Origin of the sequence: Xenorhabdus bharatensis (assembly GCF_037996705.1) — a bacterium.
Classification (GTDB): Bacteria; Pseudomonadota; Gammaproteobacteria; order Enterobacterales; family Enterobacteriaceae; genus Xenorhabdus; species Xenorhabdus bharatensis.
Map to the genome: position 1 here is coordinate 1 of NZ_JBBMXG010000033.1, position 18,423 is coordinate 18,423.

Genomic DNA, 18,423 nt, shown 5'->3' on the forward strand with positions numbered 1-18,423 from the left:
TAGATGACTACAATTATCATCGCACTCATCAAGGGAAAATATGTTGTGGTCGCACACCAATAGAGACATTATTGGAAGGAAAAACAATTTGGGCTGAAAAAAATTTAACCCAAATTTAATCTGACACGCACTAAATCAAAATGGGTGACTGTCAGATCAAGTTTGAACTACTACACGTTATGCAAAAAATAGTGCGTCCTTTCTTGCCGCAGTGCAAATCCGTTGTCTTGTTCTTTGGTTAAATGTTTCATGACGACACCACCTAATAAAGTCGCAATATAAGTAAACACACTTTTACCGCTGCCGCCTTCACCTGTGACTTCAATAAATAACTGCCAGTCATAACGATTAGCCAGAATCATAAACAAAGCGGCTTTAATACGGTTCATTTTGTTTTCATTGCTTCCCGCTGCATGGGACAGCCAGCGATAAAAATCTGGAGCATGATCCGGCAAATTTTCACCAATAGCAGGCGGAGTGAATTCGATGCCGTTATGGTTCATTAGCCAGTGTTCTAGCTGATGTGGGATAAATTGTTGTTCTGATAAATCATACACACCATTACTGAACCCGATTAAATCCTGCCGTGGTTCACCAATAACAGGAATTTGTAATTTCATCGCACTAATCGCGTTATTAATGCCGTTAGGGCTGTAAGGGGTTTCGTGCTGGTCGAAGATTGCCACCATTGCGCGGCGCAGCTCATTATCCGACACGGTTTCCCATGTTGTACCGTTATAGTGGTAAACCATTTCGCTATCAGGATTAACCGCCACTTTACCGTAACGTTCAACCAATAGTGCCCCGCGCTGACTGGCTGCCATTTGTGCTAGATTGTTATTGGTCTTTTTGGGCTTCGCTTCTTGGAGCACAACCGCTTCTGTTTCCATTTGTTTTTTCTCTCCCACCTGATATAACCCGTTGCTGAATGCCTGTTTTGCTGCCTCAATACCGTGATGCTGGCGATAATCGTCCCAGTCAGATTTCAATGCCGTAGGCGGTAATGTGACCCAACCGTTAATCGCTTTGGCTGTCTTCTCTGCCGCTATCTTGCCAACGTTCTTTTTTAACCTACCATTTTTGTCCCGCTCTTCCGGTTCGTGCCAATCGTTATCAGCAGCAAGGATAATTTTTGCGGTAGGCCATTGAGTTCTGACCAGCTCGGCAATAGTGGGTAAATTACTTTCATCAATGGCTGCCAGTACTACGCCTTTATGTAACTGTCTGACCGTTAACGCCGTAGCGTAACCCTCGGTAATGATGAAAGTGTCCGGCGTTCCGGTAATCTCTGAGACGGGAATAAAACCACCTTTCTTCTGAGTTCCTGATACAAGGCGTTTTTCACCGTTCGGCTTGATGATCTGCGCGCCCGTGATTTTGCCGTCCAGAGTCTGAATCACCAGCAATAAAGAGCCATCTTTCAGTAACCGCTGATTGGGGCATTGCAGCCCCTTTTTAGTCAGATACTGAGATTCACCCATAACAGAAGTTGCAACCAGCGCAGCGATGCGTTCTGTAATCGGTTTTACTGTTCGGGGCTGCTCTTTAGCGGGTTTGGGTTCAGGCAAGGGAAGTGCTAGCGCATCAGCTACCAACTTAGCGGCGGCAAAGACCGTGATCCCTTTGGTTCTTGCGACTAAATCCAGTCCATCACCGTGATTCGGCGCATCACACTGGCGACAATGCCAGTCACCATGATGGTTATCATCTATAAAGTGAAAGCGGTCAGTACCGCCGCATATCGGGCAAGCACCATGTTTACCTTTTGCCGGAACATCAACACCACAAGCAGGCAACAGGCTTTGCCAGTGCTTGATGGCTGATGTTTTCACTGTTCGAATCACATCTAACGGGCGGCTTTTCTGATTATTATTTCCCTGACTCATGATCACGCGTCCTCACCATTAACCGCTGCATAGAGCGAATAGTAAACTTCCTGATTAATATCACAGGCTAGCGACAGCAAATCGTGTAACTCTTCCGAACAGTGTTGGCTTGCCTGTTCAAGAATGACCTCATATAAAGAAGTACATAAACCCGCACGAAACGAGGATTGCCCTAATGGATCTCTCTCCCTGCGTACAAGGCAATTAACTAATTTATTCACTGGATTCTGTGGAGCATGTTTCGACAGGTCGCGATAAACCTCCTGATGAATGCCGTGTGCCAATGCAATCAGGTTATTTAAATTGATTTCACAGTGTTCATCTTTGGCTTTTTGGGTAATGAACGTGAAAAGTGAAATACCCAAACTTGCACGATGCAGCGCCTGTTTTAATGAGATTGGTTTCTTACTCATGGTGTGCCCCCTGACGTAATGCAAAGATCAAAGAGGATATGTCAGCCAGCCGCTGAGTGTCGGATGCAATAAGGAATGTAAATTTAAGGCGAGTTTGGTTAGACTGTGTATCAGCCATAGCATTAGCTCCGATAATGTTGTGGTCAGACGCCTCGACAGTGTTCCCGCACTTCGGGGCGTTGTTATTTTCATACCATACACAAGGCTTGGTGTAAGACACATGATAGATACAAGGTGTCTTACATGTCAACTCTTTAAATTTTGGTCTTTTTGCGTATACTGTCTTACACCAATTAATAAGAGGTGCAGAAATGGCAACAGGTGCAAAAAATGCGAAATCACAATCAATAACAGTACGAGTACTACACGAATTGATTGAAGGAATGGCACAAACAAAAGAACACAACGAAAGTACAGGGCAATTTGTTTCTGCGGCAATGCGCGCTGAGATCAAACGCCGCCAGCGCAAAGCCAAAACATCATCTGAGTAAGCATAATCAATTAACCCTCTTAAAGAGGGTTGTTTCTCAAATTGATGGTTATTTAATATCAAAGAATCTCTGTAACTAATATCTACCATCACACCAACTATTCCCGAAATTAAGCCGCTTTTAGGGTGAATTTGACTGCTGCCAATTAAGGCATTTAATTTTTCATAGCATTATTTTTTAGTTAGTAGGTTTGCGGCTATATGGGTTATTCACGTTTTCTACTGTGGGTGGATTACGTACCCAATGCAGCAGATCACTAAGCAACCAAGCACATGAATTGCGGCCTAATGGCTTACGGGCAGGGAAACGGCCTTCATTTTCTAATTTCCATGCTGACGTTCTAGAAATAGAGGTGATGTGCTGGCGTTCCTTTTCACGTATAAGACGATCATAAGGTTCACCATATTCGGAAAGGATGGAGTGGCGTTCTTCTGGTGTAGGAGTACTGTATTGCATGATTATGTTACCCTCACTGTTTAATTGTTTTTGTGAGGGTATTTTACTTAACAGAAATTATTACGAAAGAAATCCACATTTGTTACGTGTATATCACAATGGTCATTATCACAACTCATTAATTCCCATTATTGAGCTGCTTTTAATATAACCACATTCTCATAATTACCCGCTAATACATCCAGTCGCTCACACCACTTGTTTAAAGCGTCCAGCTTCTCTGGTAAATATTGGCTCTTGTTATATATCGCCATAATGCCCGGCAGTGCATGGCCTAACAGTTGCTCAACGACATGAGGTGCGATGCCTATATCATTTAATTTAGTTGCAAACGTTCGCCTTAAATCATGCAAAGACCATTCCTCGTCATGCTCTAATTTTTTCCATATTTTTCTGCCATATTGTGCGACTGCTTCAAGTTTTTTAATTTCCCCTAAGAGATAACCACTTTTATGGTTTTGGTGAATAATATCCATTAAAAATGGCTTCATATATTCTGGTATTGGACGAATGATTTTCTCACCTGTCTTGCTATTTTCTTTTGGGACAGTCCATAGCATAGAATTCAAATTCCATTCTGAACATTTAGATAACCTGATCTCCCGTGTCCGACAACCAAATACAACCAAAATTTTCAATAAATTATTATAATAAGGTAGGTAAATACCTGTATTTATAGAGTCCCATAATTGACCAAGTTCATGATCGTCTAAATATCGCTGGCCTTTATTTTGTTTTTTTCCAACATCCTGAATAGTTAAATCATCCAATACATGGCTAACTGCATACCTTCTTACCCGGCAAAATTTTAGAGTTTGCTTGCACAATTGAAATACAGAACCAGCAGCCACCGGAGCTTTCTTTTTCATTCTATCAAAGCATTGTAGCCAATATATTGTTTCGCAGTCAGACAATGCCATTTCACCAATATAAGGATAAATATGTTTTTCTAATTGCAGAATGAGGGTATCAATATTGACTCGATTTTCTCTGCCGTAGTGCTCTATCCAATATTCAATAGCGTCTTTCACAGTGACTGGTTTTAATGATTCCTGCATCACTAAGTTAAATTGCAGCTTTGGATCTTTCCCAGATGCTAACCAACTACGACATTTATCCCTCGTTTCTCTAGCCTGCTTAAGACTTACATCAGGATAGCGCCCAATGGTAAGGCGGTTTAACTTTTTTCCATCAAGTCGGTACGTAAAAACCCAACTAACGCCACCAGCTTTAGATGCTTTAGCGCTCAACCCCGCACCATCGGCAAAAAATTCAATATTGCCCCTTTCTTTTCCGTGCAGAGTTCTAAGTTTTTTGTCACTGAGCTTGTTGAGTTCGGCAGCCATGATCGCTAAAAATATTTATACAATTGTTTATACGCAGTGTGCTGCAAGAGAGGCAAAACGTCAATAAACACTGTAACAACATACAGTTTAATGATTAATTAATTATTTGATCTTTATATAAAAATAATAATCATGGACAAACTTCAAAACACAAAGTAAATATATATAGTCTGCAATGATTTCAGATATATTTACGCTGTTTGCAGCGATTTCTTTGCAAACGTGCGAGGCTGTTCCCAATATTTCCAGAATGATAAGAGAGCAACCATGGCAAAACACATCATATTTTCCGCCACCGGCGGCCCAGAAGTACTCAAATATAGTGAATTTACCCCTGTTAATCCTGCGCCTGATGAAGTCCAAATCGAAAATAAAGCTATCGGAATTAATTATATTGATACTTATGTCCGCAGTGGGCTTTACCCAACGGCAAATCTTCCCAGTGGGTTAGGTACTGAAGCTGCAGGGATTGTCACAAAAGTTGGGTCGAATGTGTCATACATCAAAATCGGAGATCGCGTAGCGTATGCTCAATCCGGTCTGGGTGCATATAGTGAAGTACATAATGTTCCTGCCAGCAAGTTAACCATTCTTCCTGATACTATTTCATTTGAACAAGCGGCAGCTTCCCTTTTGAAAGGACTGACCGTTTATTACCTTTTCTATCAAACAAATAAGGTTCTTGAAGGTGAAACTTTTCTGTTTCATGCAGCAGCCGGTGGGGTGGGGTTGATTGCCTGCCAATGGGCAAAAGCATTAGGTGCAAAATTGATTGGCACCGTTGGTTCAGATGAAAAAGCTCACCTTGCTCAAAACGCAGGCGCGTGGCAGACCATCAATTATAATCGTGAAAATATTGTGGAACGCGTTTTGGAACTTACCAACGGACAAAAAGTTAATGTCGTTTATGATTCCGTTGGGCAGGCTACGTGGCTGGATTCACTTGATTCTCTGGCACCAAGAGGGTTAATGGTCAGTTTCGGAAACGCTTCGGGTGCAGTAACAGGTGTAAATATCGGGCTTCTCAACCAGAAAGGTTCGCTATTCCTTACCCGCCCTTCTATTAACGGCTATATCACTACACGGGAAGAGTTAGCAGAAGCCAGCAAAACACTGTTTGACTTCATTGCCAGTGGCAAAATCAAGGTCGATGTGCCAGAAAACCAGAAGTTTCCACTGAGTGAGGCAGTGAGGGCACACCAAATACTTGAAAGCCGCGCAACTCACGGTTCTAGCTTATTAATCCCGTAATGTCTAAAACACCTGAGCGGATCACATCCGCTCTGTTACCATTTCCAGTGCTTTTTCAACGACCATAATATCCGAACCGGGTTTATGTGCATTTTCGCTCAGATGACGACGCCATTGGCGAGCACCGGGAATACCCTGAAAAATGCCCAGAATGTGGCGGGTAATGTGACCTAAATAAGTGCCGTTTGACAATTCCTGTTCGATATAAGGATAAAGAGCTTTAACCGCATCTACCGTATTCGTTACCTGAGCGTTTTGGTCGAATAATTCACGATCCACATGCGCCAGAATCGATGGATTCTGATAGGCTTCCCGTCCGACCATCACACCATCCACATGTTGCAAATGTTGTTTTGCCTCTTCCAACGTCTTAATTCCACCATTAATGGAAAGCGTCAGTTGTGGGAAGTCCTTTTTCAGTTGATAGACTCGTGGATAATCCAGTGGTGGAATTTCGCGGTTTTCTTTAGGACTCAAACCAGACAACCACGCCTTGCGTGCATGGATGACAAAATTATCACAGGCACTGTTTTGCACAACAGTATCAATAAAATCACACAGAAATTTGTAACTATCCTGTTCATCAATACCGATACGAGTTTTTACTGTGACTGGGATATCAACCACATCCTGCATTGCTTTGACGCAATCAGCCACCAATGTAGCATCCCCCATCAGACAGGCTCCAAAACGACCATTCTGTACACGATCAGACGGACAACCAACATTCAAATTGATTTCATCATAACCACGCTCCTGCGCGATCTTAGCACACTGCGCCAGTGCCTGAGGCTCACTACCGCCCAATTGTAGTGCCAATGGATGTTCTTGCTCGTTATAAGCCAGATAATTTCCTTTACCGTGAATAATCGCACCTGTAGTAACCATTTCAGTGTAAAGTAGAGCTTCTTTACTTAGCAGGCGATGGAAATATCGACAATGACGATCCGTCCAATCGAGCATCGGCGCAACGGAGAAGCGGGAGGGTTTGAATTTTCCGCTTTCATTTGGTATTTCAGTGAGTTTACTGGGGTTTTTAGTTTGTTTACTTTCGTGCATTTCAGGTTGTTTTGAGCTATTTAGGAATTAACTATACAGCGCCCCACTACTAATATCGGGGGCCGGATAGAAGGGTATCAAGAATGACCTACTATAGCATATAGGTTTTCACCTATCCATTTTGGGTTGGATTCATTCCATAATTAATCATGCCTAAGAGTATTCAAATCCACAGATCTTTAATGTTTATCTTAATGAATGATTAATAATTTAAATATGTGTTCAAATTACTACAGATATTTACATTACTATAACAACATAAGTAATGTGAAATTATTTCTTTTTCTCTATTTCCTCAATATAACCTCAGGAATTCCACCTGTCGCATAAGTAATACTGCGAATGAATTCAAAATAATTAATTTCTGTTTGGGTTATAGTAAATTGACTATATTATATATATATGGAGTAACGACGATACTTCCACTAAAGATGATTACTGCTGATGTGATCTTGGTTACCAAACAAACTCTTCTACTCGAAGCAAATCCATCTAATATTTGGGATAACAGAATAATCATCAAAAGAATTGATATATACTCAATTTTTTCCCTCAGCATAATAATCCGTCAAATTAACCATATTAATACATTATTTATCAAAAAGTTAGACCAATTATTGCAAATAACTCTCAGTGCATCTGTAAAGTAAATGCACAATAGTTCTTTTATGAAAAGGGTAAGAGAGCAGTATCTATTCCGTGTTATTTTAATTTAGTCGTTTGTATTGCGCATTTAGGAATAATGTTTCATTTACATAATTATAAAACAGAATAATTTCACATCACCAGTAAAAATAACAAAAAAAATCATTAAATGGTGATTAACACTAAAATAATGTATATTAAATCAGTATTGATAATGATTAATCTAGTGTTTTAAAATATGTATATTTGATTTTAAGAGAGGATATTTCTTTACCTTGAGAGAATAACTGAGGTAAATATATTTCTAAATGAATCTCAAAAGTAACGGATATCTGAGATTATCTTTAATCTTAAGATAATCACTAAAATATATTATTGTGTAAGAAAAATAAAATTAAGGCATAAAATGAACATTTCTAAATACTCTAAGAATTGGCAAGAGCGATTTGAATTTTTTGAAAAAAATGGGGCACCTTCTTCTAAAGAATATCAAGCTGCTTTTAAAAATTCACCTTACCTAACACGTGTCAAGATAAATATGAACTTCTTCGCATTTTTCTTTGGCATTATCTACTTTATTGTGCTTGGAATGTGGAAAAAAGGACTAACCATACTTGGGATTAGTGTTGCTTTATTTTTTGCTTTTTTTATGATTAGCGCGATAGTCCCTCTATCCCTTGAAATTGCAAATTTTATCCGTATTTTTCTGGGAGCTATGAGTGCTGCATTATATGGTGTAACAGCTAATTATTCTTATTACCTAAAAGAAAAAGAAGGTGATGTTAGCTGGAATCCATTCAAAGGCCTTAAAATGATCTAAGAATACATCAAGTGAACACCTCTCTTAGCCACAAAAAACATGGTAATATTAAACCATTAGCATCGTGTAGGTGTGAGAGGTGTAATGAAAGCTATCAATCAAAAAAAATTACTGACGCAGGCTGAGGCAATCTGTCTGTCACGAGGGGTTCGTTTAACACCTCAACGCCTTGAGATTCTGCGCTTGATTTCAGCCCAACCAGGTGCAATCAGTGCCTACGATTTGCTGGATCTGCTACGTGAAGTTGAGCCACAGGCTAAGCCGCCAACTGTTTATCGAGGGTTGGAGTTTTTACTGGAACAGGGTTTTGTTCACAAAATAGAATCTACAAATAGTTATGTGATGTGTCATCACTTTGAAGAACCGTGCCATACATCAGCAATGTTTCTTTGTGATAATTGTGGCTCTGTTACCGAACAGGATGCTGAAGATATCGAATCAGCGGTACAAAATTTAGCACAGCATGCAGGGTTTCATTTGCGGCACAGTGTCATAGAAATCCACGGATTATGTTCTTCTTGCCATGAAACTAATTCGTGTATGGAATGAGTTTAAAATTACCTTATCAGGCGGTCATTACTGATAATGAATTCATTAATTTCTACGTCCCCGCATAAGCATGTGCTTCGCGGGAACTACGAAAAATGACCGCCCAGAATGGGTAATGTATAATTATCCGCTTTTACAATCAGAACCAGTCCCCGTTACGAATTACGCCAACTGCCAACCCTTCAATGGTAAAATTCTGTTCGCGTAAATCCACAACGATAGGCTTAAATTCAGGATTTTCAGCAATCAGTTCTATCTTGTTTCCTGTTTGTTTGAAACGTTTTACTGTGACTTCATCTTCAATCCGTGCCACGATGACCTGCCCGTTATGAACATCCTGTGTTTTATGCACAGCGAGTAAATCACCATCCATAATACCGATATCCTTCATGGACATACCACGGACACGCAATAGAAAATCAGCATTCGGTTTAAATAATTCCGGATCCACTTTGTAATGGCTTTCAATGTGTTCCTGAGCCAATAGTGGTTCACCAGCAGCAACACGACCGATGAGTGGTAGCCCAGCCCCTTCATCTTCCTCTTCAAGCAGCAAACGGATACCTCTGGAAGCACCAGCGATAATTTCTATCACCCCTTTACGCGCAAGTGCTTTTAAATGCTCTTCTGCTGCGTTAGGTGAACGAAAACCAAGACGCGCGGCAATTTCAGCACGTGTTGGTGGCATACCCGTCTGCGAAATATGGTCACGCACCAAGTTATAAACTTCTTGCTGCCTGGCTGTTAATGCTTTCATTTCGCCCCCTGTTTGTTTATACAGTCTGACTGTGAGTATATACAGCTAAAATTGAATTGGGAACCAGTCAGAATGTAAAAGCCGCTAAATAACGATTTTTGACGAAAAACACACCACATTAACGGGTGAAATATGACCAAACAATGATCACCCAAATAAATAGTGCTAAAATCATGGCTAAAAATACCGCAGCTGAGCCCATATCCTTTGCCCGCCCCGATAGTTCGTGATATTCACTGCCAATACGGTCCACAACCGCCTCAATCGCACTATTCAGCATTTCAACAATAAGCACTAACATGACTGAACTAATGAGAAAAAGTCTCTCAAACATGCCGAAATCAAAAGAGAATGCCAAAATAGTTGCTAAAATAGTTAAAACTGCCTCCTGCCGGAATGCAGCCTCATTTTTCCACGCAGCTTTAATACCTTTTACTGAGTACCCAGCCGCTTTAATTATGCGGGTTAAACCTGTTGATTGGTTAGCCATAAAAATTTTCTTCAAGAATCATAATAGTTTTAAGATCATATAACTTTTAGCCCCTATTATTATCTTATTTACACAGATCTCAAAATCTGTTTCTGGTATGCTTGCCGCGCATTGCTAACAAGAGGCTTAAAGCAGTTATGTCAGCTTGGCGTAAAATATATTACAACTTATTGAAGTTGCCGATAAAACTTTTAGTTAAAAGTAAACTTATTCCAACGGTCCCTGTTACAGAGCTGAGTCTTGATACGACTCGGCCTATTCTGTATGTGTTACCGTATCATTCAAAGGCCGATTTATTGACTCTGCGTCAACAGTGTCTTGCTCAGGATTTACCGGATCCTCTGACGCCTTTGGATATTGATGATACACAGCTTCCAAGCTATGTATTCATTGATGATGGCCCGCGTGTATTCAGTTACTATGCGCCTAAACATGAATCTGTGAAGATTTTCCATTCTTATCTGGATTTACATCGTAGTAATCCTGATTTAGATATTCAGATGGTGCCGGTTTCTGTCATGTTCGGGCGCTCACCCGGGCGTGAGGGTCAGGAAACCAATACAGCTCCTCAGCTACGCCTGCTTAATGGGATCCAGAAGTTTTTTGCAATCCTGTGGCTTGGGCGAGATAGTTTTGTCCGGTTTTCAGCACCAGTGTCATTACGCAGTATTGCTGATGAACATGGCACAGATACAATTATTGCCAATAAACTTGCCCGTGTTGCACGGATACACTATTCCCGCCAACGCTTGGCCGCCGTAGGGCCTCGTTTACCTGCGCGGCAAGATCTGTTCAGAAAGTTACTGGAATCTAAAGCGATTGAAAAAGCGATTGCTGACGAATCTCGCAGCAAGAAAATTTCGCCAGAAAAAGCGAAACAGAATGCCATCAATATGCTGGAAGAAATTGCCGCTGATTTCTCCTATGAAACAGTTCGCATAACAGACCGAGTACTGAGCTGGACGTGGAACCGTCTCTATCAGGGTATTAATGTCCATAATGGCGAACGTATCCGCCAATTGGCTCAGGATGGTCATGAACTTGTTTATGTTCCATGCCATCGTAGCCATATGGATTACCTGTTGTTGTCTTATGTGCTTTATCATCAGGGTCTGGTTCCACCACATATCGCAGCGGGCATTAACCTGAATTTCTGGCCGGCTGGCCCGATATTCCGCCGTCTTGGTGCGTTTTTTATCCGCCGCACGTTTAAAGGCAATAAACTTTATTCAACTATTTTCCGTGAATATCTGGGTGAATTATTTTCCCGTGGTTATTCCGTTGAATACTTTGTTGAAGGTGGGCGCTCGCGAACAGGCCGCTTGCTCGATCCGAAAACAGGTACGCTTTCCATGACATTGCAGGCAATGTTACGTGGAGAGTCACGGCCTATCACGATTGTGCCGATCTATATCGGTTATGAACATGTGATGGAGGTTGCAACCTATGCCAAGGAATTACGCGGTGCAACCAAAGAAAAAGAAGGCTTTTTCCAGATGGTTCGTGGGTTGCGTAAACTGCGTAATCTGGGGCAAGGTTACGTGAACTTTGGTGAACCCATTCCATTAGTACAATATCTGAATCAGCATGTTCCTGAATGGCGTGACGCCATCGACCCAATAGAAGCACAACGCCCGACATGGTTGACACCAACAGTCAGCAAACTGGCGGATAATATTATGGTGAATATCAATAACGCGGCGGCTGCAAATGCGATTAATTTATGCAGCACAGCCTTATTGTCATCACGTCAGCGAGCACTTACTCGTGAGCAGCTTATTGAGCAGTTAGATTGCTATATGCAGCTGATGAGCAATGTTACTTACACTAATGATGTCACTATTCCGTCCAAAACGGCAGAAGAGCTATTGGATCACGCTTTACGGATGAATAAGTTTGAGGTCGAAAAAGACAGCCTTGGGGATATCATTATCCTGCCTCGTGAAAGCGCGGTACTGATGACCTACTATCGCAACAATATCCAGCATTTGTTGATCCTGCCATCCTTAATCGCCAGTATCGTGATGCATCATCGCCGTATTAGCCGCACTGAACTGCTCAGACAAGTAGAGCTGGTTTATCCTCTGCTCAAGCAGGAACTGTTCATGCGTTACAGTAAGGCGGAATTGCCTGATGTAGTAAATACCCTGATTGATGAATTAGTACGCCAACGCCTGATCTGCAATAAAGAGCAGGAAGTGCTGGTACTCAATCCTGAGCGTATTCGTCCTCTACAACTGTTGGCGGCCGGTATCCGGGAAACATTGCAACGCTATGCCATCACGCTTTCTTTACTGAATGCCACTCCGGATATCAGCCGTGGTGCACTGGAAAAAGAGAGCCGGATGTTGGCACAGCGTTTGTCAGTGCTGCATGGCATTAATGCGCCGGAATTCTTCGATAAAGCCGTGTTCTCCTGCTCTGTTAATACATTGCGGGAAGAAGGTTATATCCATGATAGTGGCAACATCGTTACCACAAATGCCCAAGCACTTTATCAGGTGTTGAGTGAGCTGATGTCTCCCGAGATCCGTCTGACAATTGAAAGTGTCAGTATGCCTCCTGAACACAGTGATCTCGAACTGGAAGATGAAATTCAGGAATAAGAGACTTTTCTGAAGATAACGTCTGAAAAATAGACGGGTGGTATAACCTTAAACTAAGTTATACCACCCGTTTTTTTTAAACCATTTGGTTTAACAATATAGGGTTAAAAAACATAACTGAAAAGAATGCCGAGGAATAAAACAAAACCAACATAGTTATTGTTCATGAATGCCTGAAAGCATGGCTCACGACTACGGTCAAAGATGAGTTTTTGCTGATAAATAAAAAGCGCACCAGCCAGCAATACAGTCCAGTAATACATTCCGCCTAAATTCACCAAACAGCCAACCACAATAAGAATTGCCAGCATGATGAGTTGCAAAATACCAATAATCAGCTTATCAAAACGCCCGAACAAAACTGCCGTCGATTTCACACCAATTTTCAAATCATCATCACGATCAACCATTGCATATTGGGTATCGTAGATGACTGACCATATGACATTTGCCAGAAATAATAACCAGCATTCTAATGGTAAGGACTCACTTACCGCCGAGAAAGCCATGGGAATTGACCAGCCATAGGCAGCACCTAATACAACCTGAGGTAAGTTACTGACCCGTTTAACGAAAGGATATACACACGCCAGACCTAATCCGGCAAAGGATAAGGCTATCGTCATTTTATTCAGCGTTAAAACCAGCACAAAAGAGATCAGCACGAGTATGCTGAATAAAATTTTGCACTCTTTTTCGCTGATATCCCCGCTGGGAAGCGGACGAGACTTTGTCCTTTCGACATGTCCGTCAAATTTCCTGTCGGCAAAATCATTAATACAACACCCTGCTGCCCGCATGAAAAAAACACCCAGAGTGAAAACCAACAGAATATGTAAATTGGGTACACCTTTTGCTGCTATCCATAATGCCCAATAGGTTGGCCATATTAGTAACAATACGCCAATAGGTTTATCAATACGCATTAAACGGCAATAGGCACGCCATTTATTTTGCGTCATACTGACCTCCAATCTGTTTCTCCCTCATTTCTTATTTATTTCATTTTATATGCAGGTGATTCTGGCAAAAAAACTTCTGTAAGTAATAATGGCTTTTCTGATAAACGCAGTAAAGAGCGACGCGCCCAACGCTGACCCTGTATCCCTATTTGAATATAATCCCGTGTCAGGTTATTACCACTAAAAAGGTAACGCCCAAGAGGAACAGTTCCTACATCCACCAGCTTTTTATCCGGCCCTGTTAATGTTTCTTTCGGGATCACTGTGCGTCCCAACAACCACGGAATGTTATCCCCAAACAAGATGATTTCCCGCAGCCAGTACTTTTCACTTATAGGTAAGTGCTCACTTTCATCACCAAGCTCTTCAGCTGTAATAAAGCACTCACGAAATGGAGTGACAGTTACATGATAGCAATGCTGTTCAAAACGACGAGTCATTGAACCGACTTCCATCAGCCAGTCCAGAATACTCTCAGGCGTGTTGGCTTCCTCAGTTGAAAACCAGTGAATAGGAGTAGAAGTTAATATTGTGTCATCTGCCATGTCATTTTCCAATTGCGGAGAATATCAACTTCTCCGACAGCACAACGAATGGGAGGTGAGGATATCATGTTACAGACCAATAAAATAAAAAGTTGATAACAAATTATGTCAATTACAAAAAATATCCCCCCAATAAATAGTGTTACTGAGGGGATAGCAGATTAAATAAAATAATAAATCAGATTAACGCCATTCTTTGAAACGATTAATCAATCCGTTTGTAGAGCTATCATGGCTATTTACCGCTTCTGAATCGTGGAGTTCAGGCAGGATACGGTTTGCCAATTGTTTGCCCAGTTCAACGCCCCATTGATCGAATGAGAAGATATTCAGAATTGCGCCCTGAACAAAGATTTTATGCTCATACATGGCAATTAATGCGCCCAGACTAAATGGTGTAATCTCACGCAACAAAATTGAGTTGGTCGGACGGTTGCCTTCAAACACTTTGAATGGCACAACGTTTGCCACATCCTGTACATTCTTTCCGGCAGAAACAAATTCGGCTTCAACCTGAGCCTGAGTTTTACCAAAGGCCAGCGCTTCAGTCTGTGCAAAGAAATTAGATAATAGTTTACTGTGGTGATCACCAATTGGGTTGCGGCTGATTGCCGGCGCAATAAAATCACACGGGATCAGTTTCGTACCCTGATGGATAAGCTGATAGAAAGCATGCTGACCATTGGTACCCGGTTCACCCCAGATGATCGGCCCAGTCTGATAATTCACGGGGCTTCCATTACGATCAATATATTTACCGTTTGACTCCATATTTCCCTGCTGGAAGTAAGCAGCAAAACGATGCATATATTGATCATAAGGCAGAATCGCTTCAGTTTCTGCGCCAAAGAAATTGTTATACCAGATGCCAATCAGCGCCAGAATAACCGGAATATTTTGTTCAGGAGCAGTTTGTGCAAAGTGCTTATCCATAGCATGGGCACCATTCAGCAATTGCTCAAAATTATCATATCCAATGGACAGGACAATGGATAAACCTATCGCAGACCAAAGAGAGTAACGGCCGCCGACCCAGTCCCAGAATTCAAACATGTTTTGCGGATCAATCCCGAATTTACTGACTTCCTGTTCATTCGTTGAAAGTGCGGCAAAATGTTTGGCGACGTGTGCTTCATCAACGGCACTTTGCAAGAACCAATCACGGGCAGAATGTGCATTAGTCATCGTTTCCTGCGTGGTAAAAGTCTTGGATGCAATCAGGAACAGTGTGGTTTCTGGATCCAGAGACTTCAGCGTTTCAGCAATATGAGTGCCATCCACATTGGATACAAAGTGCATATTAAGGTGGTTCTTATAGGCTTTCAGCGCCTCTGTCACCATATATGGGCCAAGATCTGAACCACCAATGCCGATGTTGACTACATCAGTAATGGCCTTACCGGTATAACCTTTCCACTCCCCTCCAATAATGCGCTCACTGAATGATTTCATTTTTGCCAGTACCGCATTGACCTGCGGCATAACATCTTCCCCATCAACCTTAATCGGAGAGTGACTGCGGTTACGCAAAGCAATATGCAGTACAGCACGATCTTCAGTACGGTTAATCTTTTCACCGGAAAACAGGCTATGAATAGCCCCGGATAAATCAGTTTCTTTCGCCAGCGCCTGTAGCTTTTCCAGCGTTTCCACGGTAATACGGTTTTTGGAATAATCCACCAGAATCTGATCATCAAATATTGCAGAGAATGTCGCAAAACGCGCTTTGTCCTGTTCAAACAGCTCTCGCAGGTGAACCTCTTTTATCTGCTCAAAATGTTGCTGTAATGCTTTCCAGGCTTCGGTCTGGCTAGGGTTGATGTTTTTCATGAATAATGTTCTCTATCTACTGTAGATAAAAATAGGAATGCACAGGATTGTAACAAGTTAACACTGTGATGGATCTCCTTTTCCTGTTACTGACTGATATTGGTCAAAATAAGCGATTATTTCCAGTCATAATTACATAGGCAAAAACGATAATCTCACTCTAATCATGAAAAATATTGATGCTTAATTAACAAATATTGACTCATAACCGCTAACCCGATATTTCTAATTGCCTATCTTTAAAACAGAAGGCTATCATCCATGAGTGCAGTATCTTCTCCCTCTTCGCAGTATATTGTTGCTAAATTCGGTGGTACCAGTGTGGCAGACTTTGATGCCATGAATAACTGTGCTGATATTATTCTGGCAAACAGAGATGTTCGCGTAGTCGTTTTATCAGCGTCCGCAGGTATAACTAATTTACTGGTCACATTAGCTTCCGGCGTTAATAGTGATAAACGGGAGAAGTGTCTGAAACAGATCCGGGACATTCAATACGCCATTATCAGGCGATTGAATGAAACAGATGTGATTAAAGATGAGATTGACCGTCTGTTGGATAATATTGCTACATTGTCAGAAGCGGCTTCTCTCGCCACATCTGACGCCTTGACTGATGAGTTAGTCAGCCATGGTGAAGTCATGTCCACCCTGTTGTTTGTTGAATTATTACGTCAGCGCAATACGGATGTCGAATGGTTTGATATCCGCCGGATAATGCGTACCAATGACCAATTCGGGCAGGCTGAGCCTGATACTACTCAACTCAATATTCTGGCTGCACAACATTTGCAGCCACGCCTGAATAATACAATTGTTATTACTCAGGGTTTTATCGGCAAAGAAGAAAAAGGGCGTACAACAACATTAGGGCGTGGCGGCAGTGATTATACCGCAGCATTACTTGGCGAAGCACTCGGGCTAAGGCGTGTGGATATCTGGACCGATGTTCCGGGAATTTATACAACAGACCCTCGTGTTGCCCCAACAGCTACGCGTATTGATAAAATTGCTTTTAATGAAGCGGCTGAGATGGCAACATTTGGCGCCAAAATCCTCCATCCGGCAACACTGCTGCCAGCCGTCCGCTGTGGTATTCCTGTTTTCGTTGGTTCAAGTAAACAGCCACAGGCAGGCGGTACACTGGTTTGCGACAGAACGGCAAACCCACCCCGCTTCCGGGCACTGGCGCTGCGCCGCAAACAGACGTTATTAACTCTGCATAGCCTGAAAATGCTGCATGCCAGAGGCTTTCTGGCAGAAATTTTTATTCTGCTTTCACGCCATAATATTTCGGTGGATCTGATTACTACCTCAGAAGTCAGTGTTGCGTTAACACTGGATACAACAGGCTCCACCAGCACTAACGGTAGTTTGCTGACTAATGCCCTACTGACAGAGCTTTCAACATTGTGTCGTGTCGAGGTTGAAGAAGATTTGGCACTGGTGGCGATTATCGGTAATAAATTGTCACAGGCTAGAGGGCTAGGCAAAGAGATCTTTGGCCCGCTGGAATCCTTCAATATCCGTATGATCAGCTATGGTGCAAGTAGCCATAATGTCTGCCTGCTTGTACCCGGACAGGATGCTGAAAAAGTGGTTCAAACCCTTCATAAGAATTTGTTTGAAGAGTAATCAATATACGCGGGTATTCCGTTACAGTAATCAAAATACCCGCAATGCACATCAATTTTGTTTTCTTCCCGTGAAAATAACTTTTTATTCAAACAGTTTTTCTAACCAGATTGAGCTAATGTACTGACCGTTTTTACTTGCATACTCTCTGAAAACACCCACTTCACGAAAACCAAATTTCTTATGTAGCTTAATTGATGCCTCATTAGGTAATGCAATACCTGATAGCGCACTATGTACATCTTGTGATGCTAACTCGCTAAAGAGGTGTTGATAAAGTGCGCTACCTACTCCTCTGTGTTTCATTGAGGGTGCCAGATAAATGCTGACTTCAACCGTTTTGTTAAATGCCTCTAATGCTCGATAAGGCTGGGAACATGCAAAACCCAAAACCACTTGATCTTCAACTGCGACAAAAATCTGGTAACGTGAGTCAGGTTGAAATTGTGAGAACCAAAGTTGCTTATTTTCTAACGTCATTGGTTCTGTTTCAAAACGGACATTTGAGTTTGCAATATAGTAATTAAAGATATCAACTATCTCAGATAAATGTTTTTGTTTGCCAAATGTGATTTTCAATATACTTTTTCCTTCACTCATCGGATGTGTTTTCCTACCCTTTATCATTCATAATAAGAAAACGAAAACAAATTCCATTTTAACTCTGCTTGGTCACCCTATA

The 18,423-nt window shown here is 41.7% G+C and carries 17 protein-coding genes and 3 pseudogenes; 8 read left to right on the forward strand and 12 right to left on the reverse strand.

From position 1 onward, the window contains the following. Positions 1-119: pseudogene (locus tag AAC855_RS20075) on the forward strand (IS481 family transposase); the annotation flags it as partial. Positions 120-172: 53 nt separating this feature from the next. Beyond that, positions 173-253, forward strand: a pseudogene (locus AAC855_RS20080) (IS5/IS1182 family transposase); the annotation flags it as partial. A gap of 4 nt (positions 254-257) precedes the next feature. Here the strand turns inward: AAC855_RS20080 and AAC855_RS20085 are convergent. The 3 genes and pseudogenes from AAC855_RS20085 to AAC855_RS20095 all read right to left on the reverse strand — a co-directional run. Next, a pseudogene (locus AAC855_RS20085) lies at positions 258-1,886 on the reverse strand (toprim domain-containing protein); the annotation flags it as partial. Between the two features lie 2 nt (positions 1,887-1,888). After that, positions 1,889-2,299, reverse strand: coding sequence for a hypothetical protein (locus AAC855_RS20090; RefSeq protein WP_340611920.1), 411 nt, complete (start codon positions 2,297-2,299; stop codon positions 1,889-1,891). Further along, a complete protein-coding gene (locus AAC855_RS20095; RefSeq protein WP_340611921.1) occupies positions 2,292-2,417 on the reverse strand; it encodes a hypothetical protein in 126 nt (41 codons plus the stop codon). The genes AAC855_RS20090 and AAC855_RS20095 overlap by 8 nt, the downstream gene beginning before the upstream one ends. A gap of 193 nt (positions 2,418-2,610) precedes the next feature. Between AAC855_RS20095 and AAC855_RS20100 the strand changes: the two genes are divergently transcribed. After that, positions 2,611-2,790, forward strand: a complete 180-nt coding sequence (locus AAC855_RS20100; RefSeq protein WP_228865863.1) for a YlcI/YnfO family protein — start codon at positions 2,611-2,613, stop codon at positions 2,788-2,790. Positions 2,791-2,967: 177 nt separating this feature from the next. Here AAC855_RS20100 and AAC855_RS20105 read toward each other — a convergent pair whose 3' ends face one another. Beyond that, the gene (locus tag AAC855_RS20105) at positions 2,968-3,246 is read right to left on the reverse strand and encodes a helix-turn-helix transcriptional regulator (RefSeq protein ID WP_340611923.1); all 279 of its coding nucleotides are present in this window, start codon (positions 3,244-3,246) and stop codon (positions 2,968-2,970) included. 128 nt (positions 3,247-3,374) lie between these two features. Continuing rightward, on the reverse strand, positions 3,375-4,592 hold the full coding sequence (locus AAC855_RS20110; protein ID WP_340611924.1) for a tyrosine-type recombinase/integrase: 1,218 nt from the start codon (positions 4,590-4,592) through the stop codon (positions 3,375-3,377). A gap of 267 nt (positions 4,593-4,859) precedes the next feature. On the opposite strand from AAC855_RS20110, the gene AAC855_RS20115 reads away from it, so the two are divergent. Next, a complete protein-coding gene (locus AAC855_RS20115) occupies positions 4,860-5,843 on the forward strand; it encodes a quinone oxidoreductase (RefSeq protein WP_340611925.1) in 984 nt (327 codons plus the stop codon). Positions 5,844-5,864: 21 nt separating this feature from the next. Here AAC855_RS20115 and dusA read toward each other — a convergent pair whose 3' ends face one another. Then, positions 5,865-6,902 carry a tRNA dihydrouridine(20/20a) synthase DusA gene (dusA, locus tag AAC855_RS20120; RefSeq protein WP_340611926.1) on the reverse strand — a complete coding sequence of 346 codons (1,038 nt, stop codon included), beginning with the start codon at positions 6,900-6,902 and terminating at the stop codon, positions 5,865-5,867. Positions 6,903-7,953: 1,051 nt separating this feature from the next. On the opposite strand from dusA, the gene AAC855_RS20125 reads away from it, so the two are divergent. Both AAC855_RS20125 and zur read left to right on the forward strand, forming a co-directional pair. Further along, positions 7,954-8,367, forward strand: a complete 414-nt coding sequence (locus tag AAC855_RS20125; protein WP_340611928.1) for a DUF2628 domain-containing protein — start codon at positions 7,954-7,956, stop codon at positions 8,365-8,367. Positions 8,368-8,451: 84 nt separating this feature from the next. Continuing rightward, the gene (gene zur, locus AAC855_RS20130; RefSeq protein ID WP_340611929.1) at positions 8,452-8,916 is read left to right on the forward strand and encodes a zinc uptake transcriptional repressor Zur; all 465 of its coding nucleotides are present in this window, start codon (positions 8,452-8,454) and stop codon (positions 8,914-8,916) included. A 139-nt stretch (positions 8,917-9,055) separates the two neighbouring features. Here zur and lexA read toward each other — a convergent pair whose 3' ends face one another. Continuing rightward, on the reverse strand, positions 9,056-9,673 hold the full coding sequence (lexA, locus tag AAC855_RS20135) for a transcriptional repressor LexA (RefSeq protein ID WP_340611930.1): 618 nt from the start codon (positions 9,671-9,673) through the stop codon (positions 9,056-9,058). 118 nt (positions 9,674-9,791) lie between these two features. Continuing rightward, positions 9,792-10,163 carry a diacylglycerol kinase gene (locus AAC855_RS20140; RefSeq protein WP_340611931.1) on the reverse strand — a complete coding sequence of 124 codons (372 nt, stop codon included), beginning with the start codon at positions 10,161-10,163 and terminating at the stop codon, positions 9,792-9,794. Positions 10,164-10,300: 137 nt separating this feature from the next. Here AAC855_RS20140 and plsB point away from each other — a divergent pair, with 137 nt between their 5' ends. Beyond that, entirely contained in the window at positions 10,301-12,769 is a 2,469-nt protein-coding gene (plsB, locus tag AAC855_RS20145; protein ID WP_340611932.1) for a glycerol-3-phosphate 1-O-acyltransferase PlsB, read from the forward strand. 104 nt (positions 12,770-12,873) lie between these two features. Here the strand turns inward: plsB and ubiA are convergent, their stop codons facing one another. From ubiA to pgi, 3 genes are all read right to left on the reverse strand, one after another. Continuing rightward, positions 12,874-13,731, reverse strand: a complete 858-nt coding sequence (ubiA, locus tag AAC855_RS20150; RefSeq protein ID WP_340611933.1) for a 4-hydroxybenzoate octaprenyltransferase — start codon at positions 13,729-13,731, stop codon at positions 12,874-12,876. Positions 13,732-13,766: 35 nt separating this feature from the next. Next, on the reverse strand, positions 13,767-14,276 hold the full coding sequence (ubiC, locus tag AAC855_RS20155) for a chorismate lyase (protein WP_340611934.1): 510 nt from the start codon (positions 14,274-14,276) through the stop codon (positions 13,767-13,769). 183 nt (positions 14,277-14,459) lie between these two features. Beyond that, positions 14,460-16,106, reverse strand: a complete 1,647-nt coding sequence (gene pgi / locus AAC855_RS20160) for a glucose-6-phosphate isomerase (protein ID WP_340611935.1) — start codon at positions 16,104-16,106, stop codon at positions 14,460-14,462. A gap of 261 nt (positions 16,107-16,367) precedes the next feature. Between pgi and lysC the strand changes: the two genes are divergently transcribed. Then, a complete protein-coding gene (gene lysC / locus AAC855_RS20165) occupies positions 16,368-17,741 on the forward strand; it encodes a lysine-sensitive aspartokinase 3 (RefSeq protein ID WP_340611936.1) in 1,374 nt (457 codons plus the stop codon). Between the two features lie 84 nt (positions 17,742-17,825). Here the strand turns inward: lysC and AAC855_RS20170 are convergent, their stop codons facing one another. After that, entirely contained in the window at positions 17,826-18,341 is a 516-nt protein-coding gene (locus tag AAC855_RS20170; protein ID WP_340611937.1) for a GNAT family N-acetyltransferase, read from the reverse strand. Between the last annotated feature and the right edge of the window lie 82 nt (positions 18,342-18,423).

What these genes read in the sequence shown, in the direction of transcription:
- AAC855_RS20090 (WP_340611920.1), bottom strand. Translation starts at nt 2,299, where the DNA reads ATGAGTAAGAAACCAATCTCATTAAAACAGGCGCTGCATCGTGCAAGT.
- AAC855_RS20095 (WP_340611921.1), bottom strand. Translation starts at nt 2,417, where the DNA reads ATGGCTGATACACAGTCTAACCAAACTCGCCTTAAATTTACATTCCTT.
- AAC855_RS20100 (WP_228865863.1), top strand. Translation starts at nt 2,611, where the DNA reads ATGGCAACAGGTGCAAAAAATGCGAAATCACAATCAATAACAGTACGA.
- AAC855_RS20105 (WP_340611923.1), bottom strand. Translation starts at nt 3,246, where the DNA reads ATGCAATACAGTACTCCTACACCAGAAGAACGCCACTCCATCCTTTCC.
- AAC855_RS20110 (WP_340611924.1), bottom strand. Translation starts at nt 4,592, where the DNA reads ATGGCTGCCGAACTCAACAAGCTCAGTGACAAAAAACTTAGAACTCTG.
- AAC855_RS20115 (WP_340611925.1), top strand. Translation starts at nt 4,860, where the DNA reads ATGGCAAAACACATCATATTTTCCGCCACCGGCGGCCCAGAAGTACTC.
- dusA (WP_340611926.1), bottom strand. Translation starts at nt 6,902, where the DNA reads ATGCACGAAAGTAAACAAACTAAAAACCCCAGTAAACTCACTGAAATA.
- AAC855_RS20125 (WP_340611928.1), top strand. Translation starts at nt 7,954, where the DNA reads ATGAACATTTCTAAATACTCTAAGAATTGGCAAGAGCGATTTGAATTT.
- zur (WP_340611929.1), top strand. Translation starts at nt 8,452, where the DNA reads ATGAAAGCTATCAATCAAAAAAAATTACTGACGCAGGCTGAGGCAATC.
- lexA (WP_340611930.1), bottom strand. Translation starts at nt 9,673, where the DNA reads ATGAAAGCATTAACAGCCAGGCAGCAAGAAGTTTATAACTTGGTGCGT.
- AAC855_RS20140 (WP_340611931.1), bottom strand. Translation starts at nt 10,163, where the DNA reads ATGGCTAACCAATCAACAGGTTTAACCCGCATAATTAAAGCGGCTGGG.
- plsB (WP_340611932.1), top strand. Translation starts at nt 10,301, where the DNA reads ATGTCAGCTTGGCGTAAAATATATTACAACTTATTGAAGTTGCCGATA.
- ubiA (WP_340611933.1), bottom strand. Translation starts at nt 13,731, where the DNA reads ATGACGCAAAATAAATGGCGTGCCTATTGCCGTTTAATGCGTATTGAT.
- ubiC (WP_340611934.1), bottom strand. Translation starts at nt 14,276, where the DNA reads ATGGCAGATGACACAATATTAACTTCTACTCCTATTCACTGGTTTTCA.
- pgi (WP_340611935.1), bottom strand. Translation starts at nt 16,106, where the DNA reads ATGAAAAACATCAACCCTAGCCAGACCGAAGCCTGGAAAGCATTACAG.
- lysC (WP_340611936.1), top strand. Translation starts at nt 16,368, where the DNA reads ATGAGTGCAGTATCTTCTCCCTCTTCGCAGTATATTGTTGCTAAATTC.
- AAC855_RS20170 (WP_340611937.1), bottom strand. Translation starts at nt 18,341, where the DNA reads ATGAGTGAAGGAAAAAGTATATTGAAAATCACATTTGGCAAACAAAAA.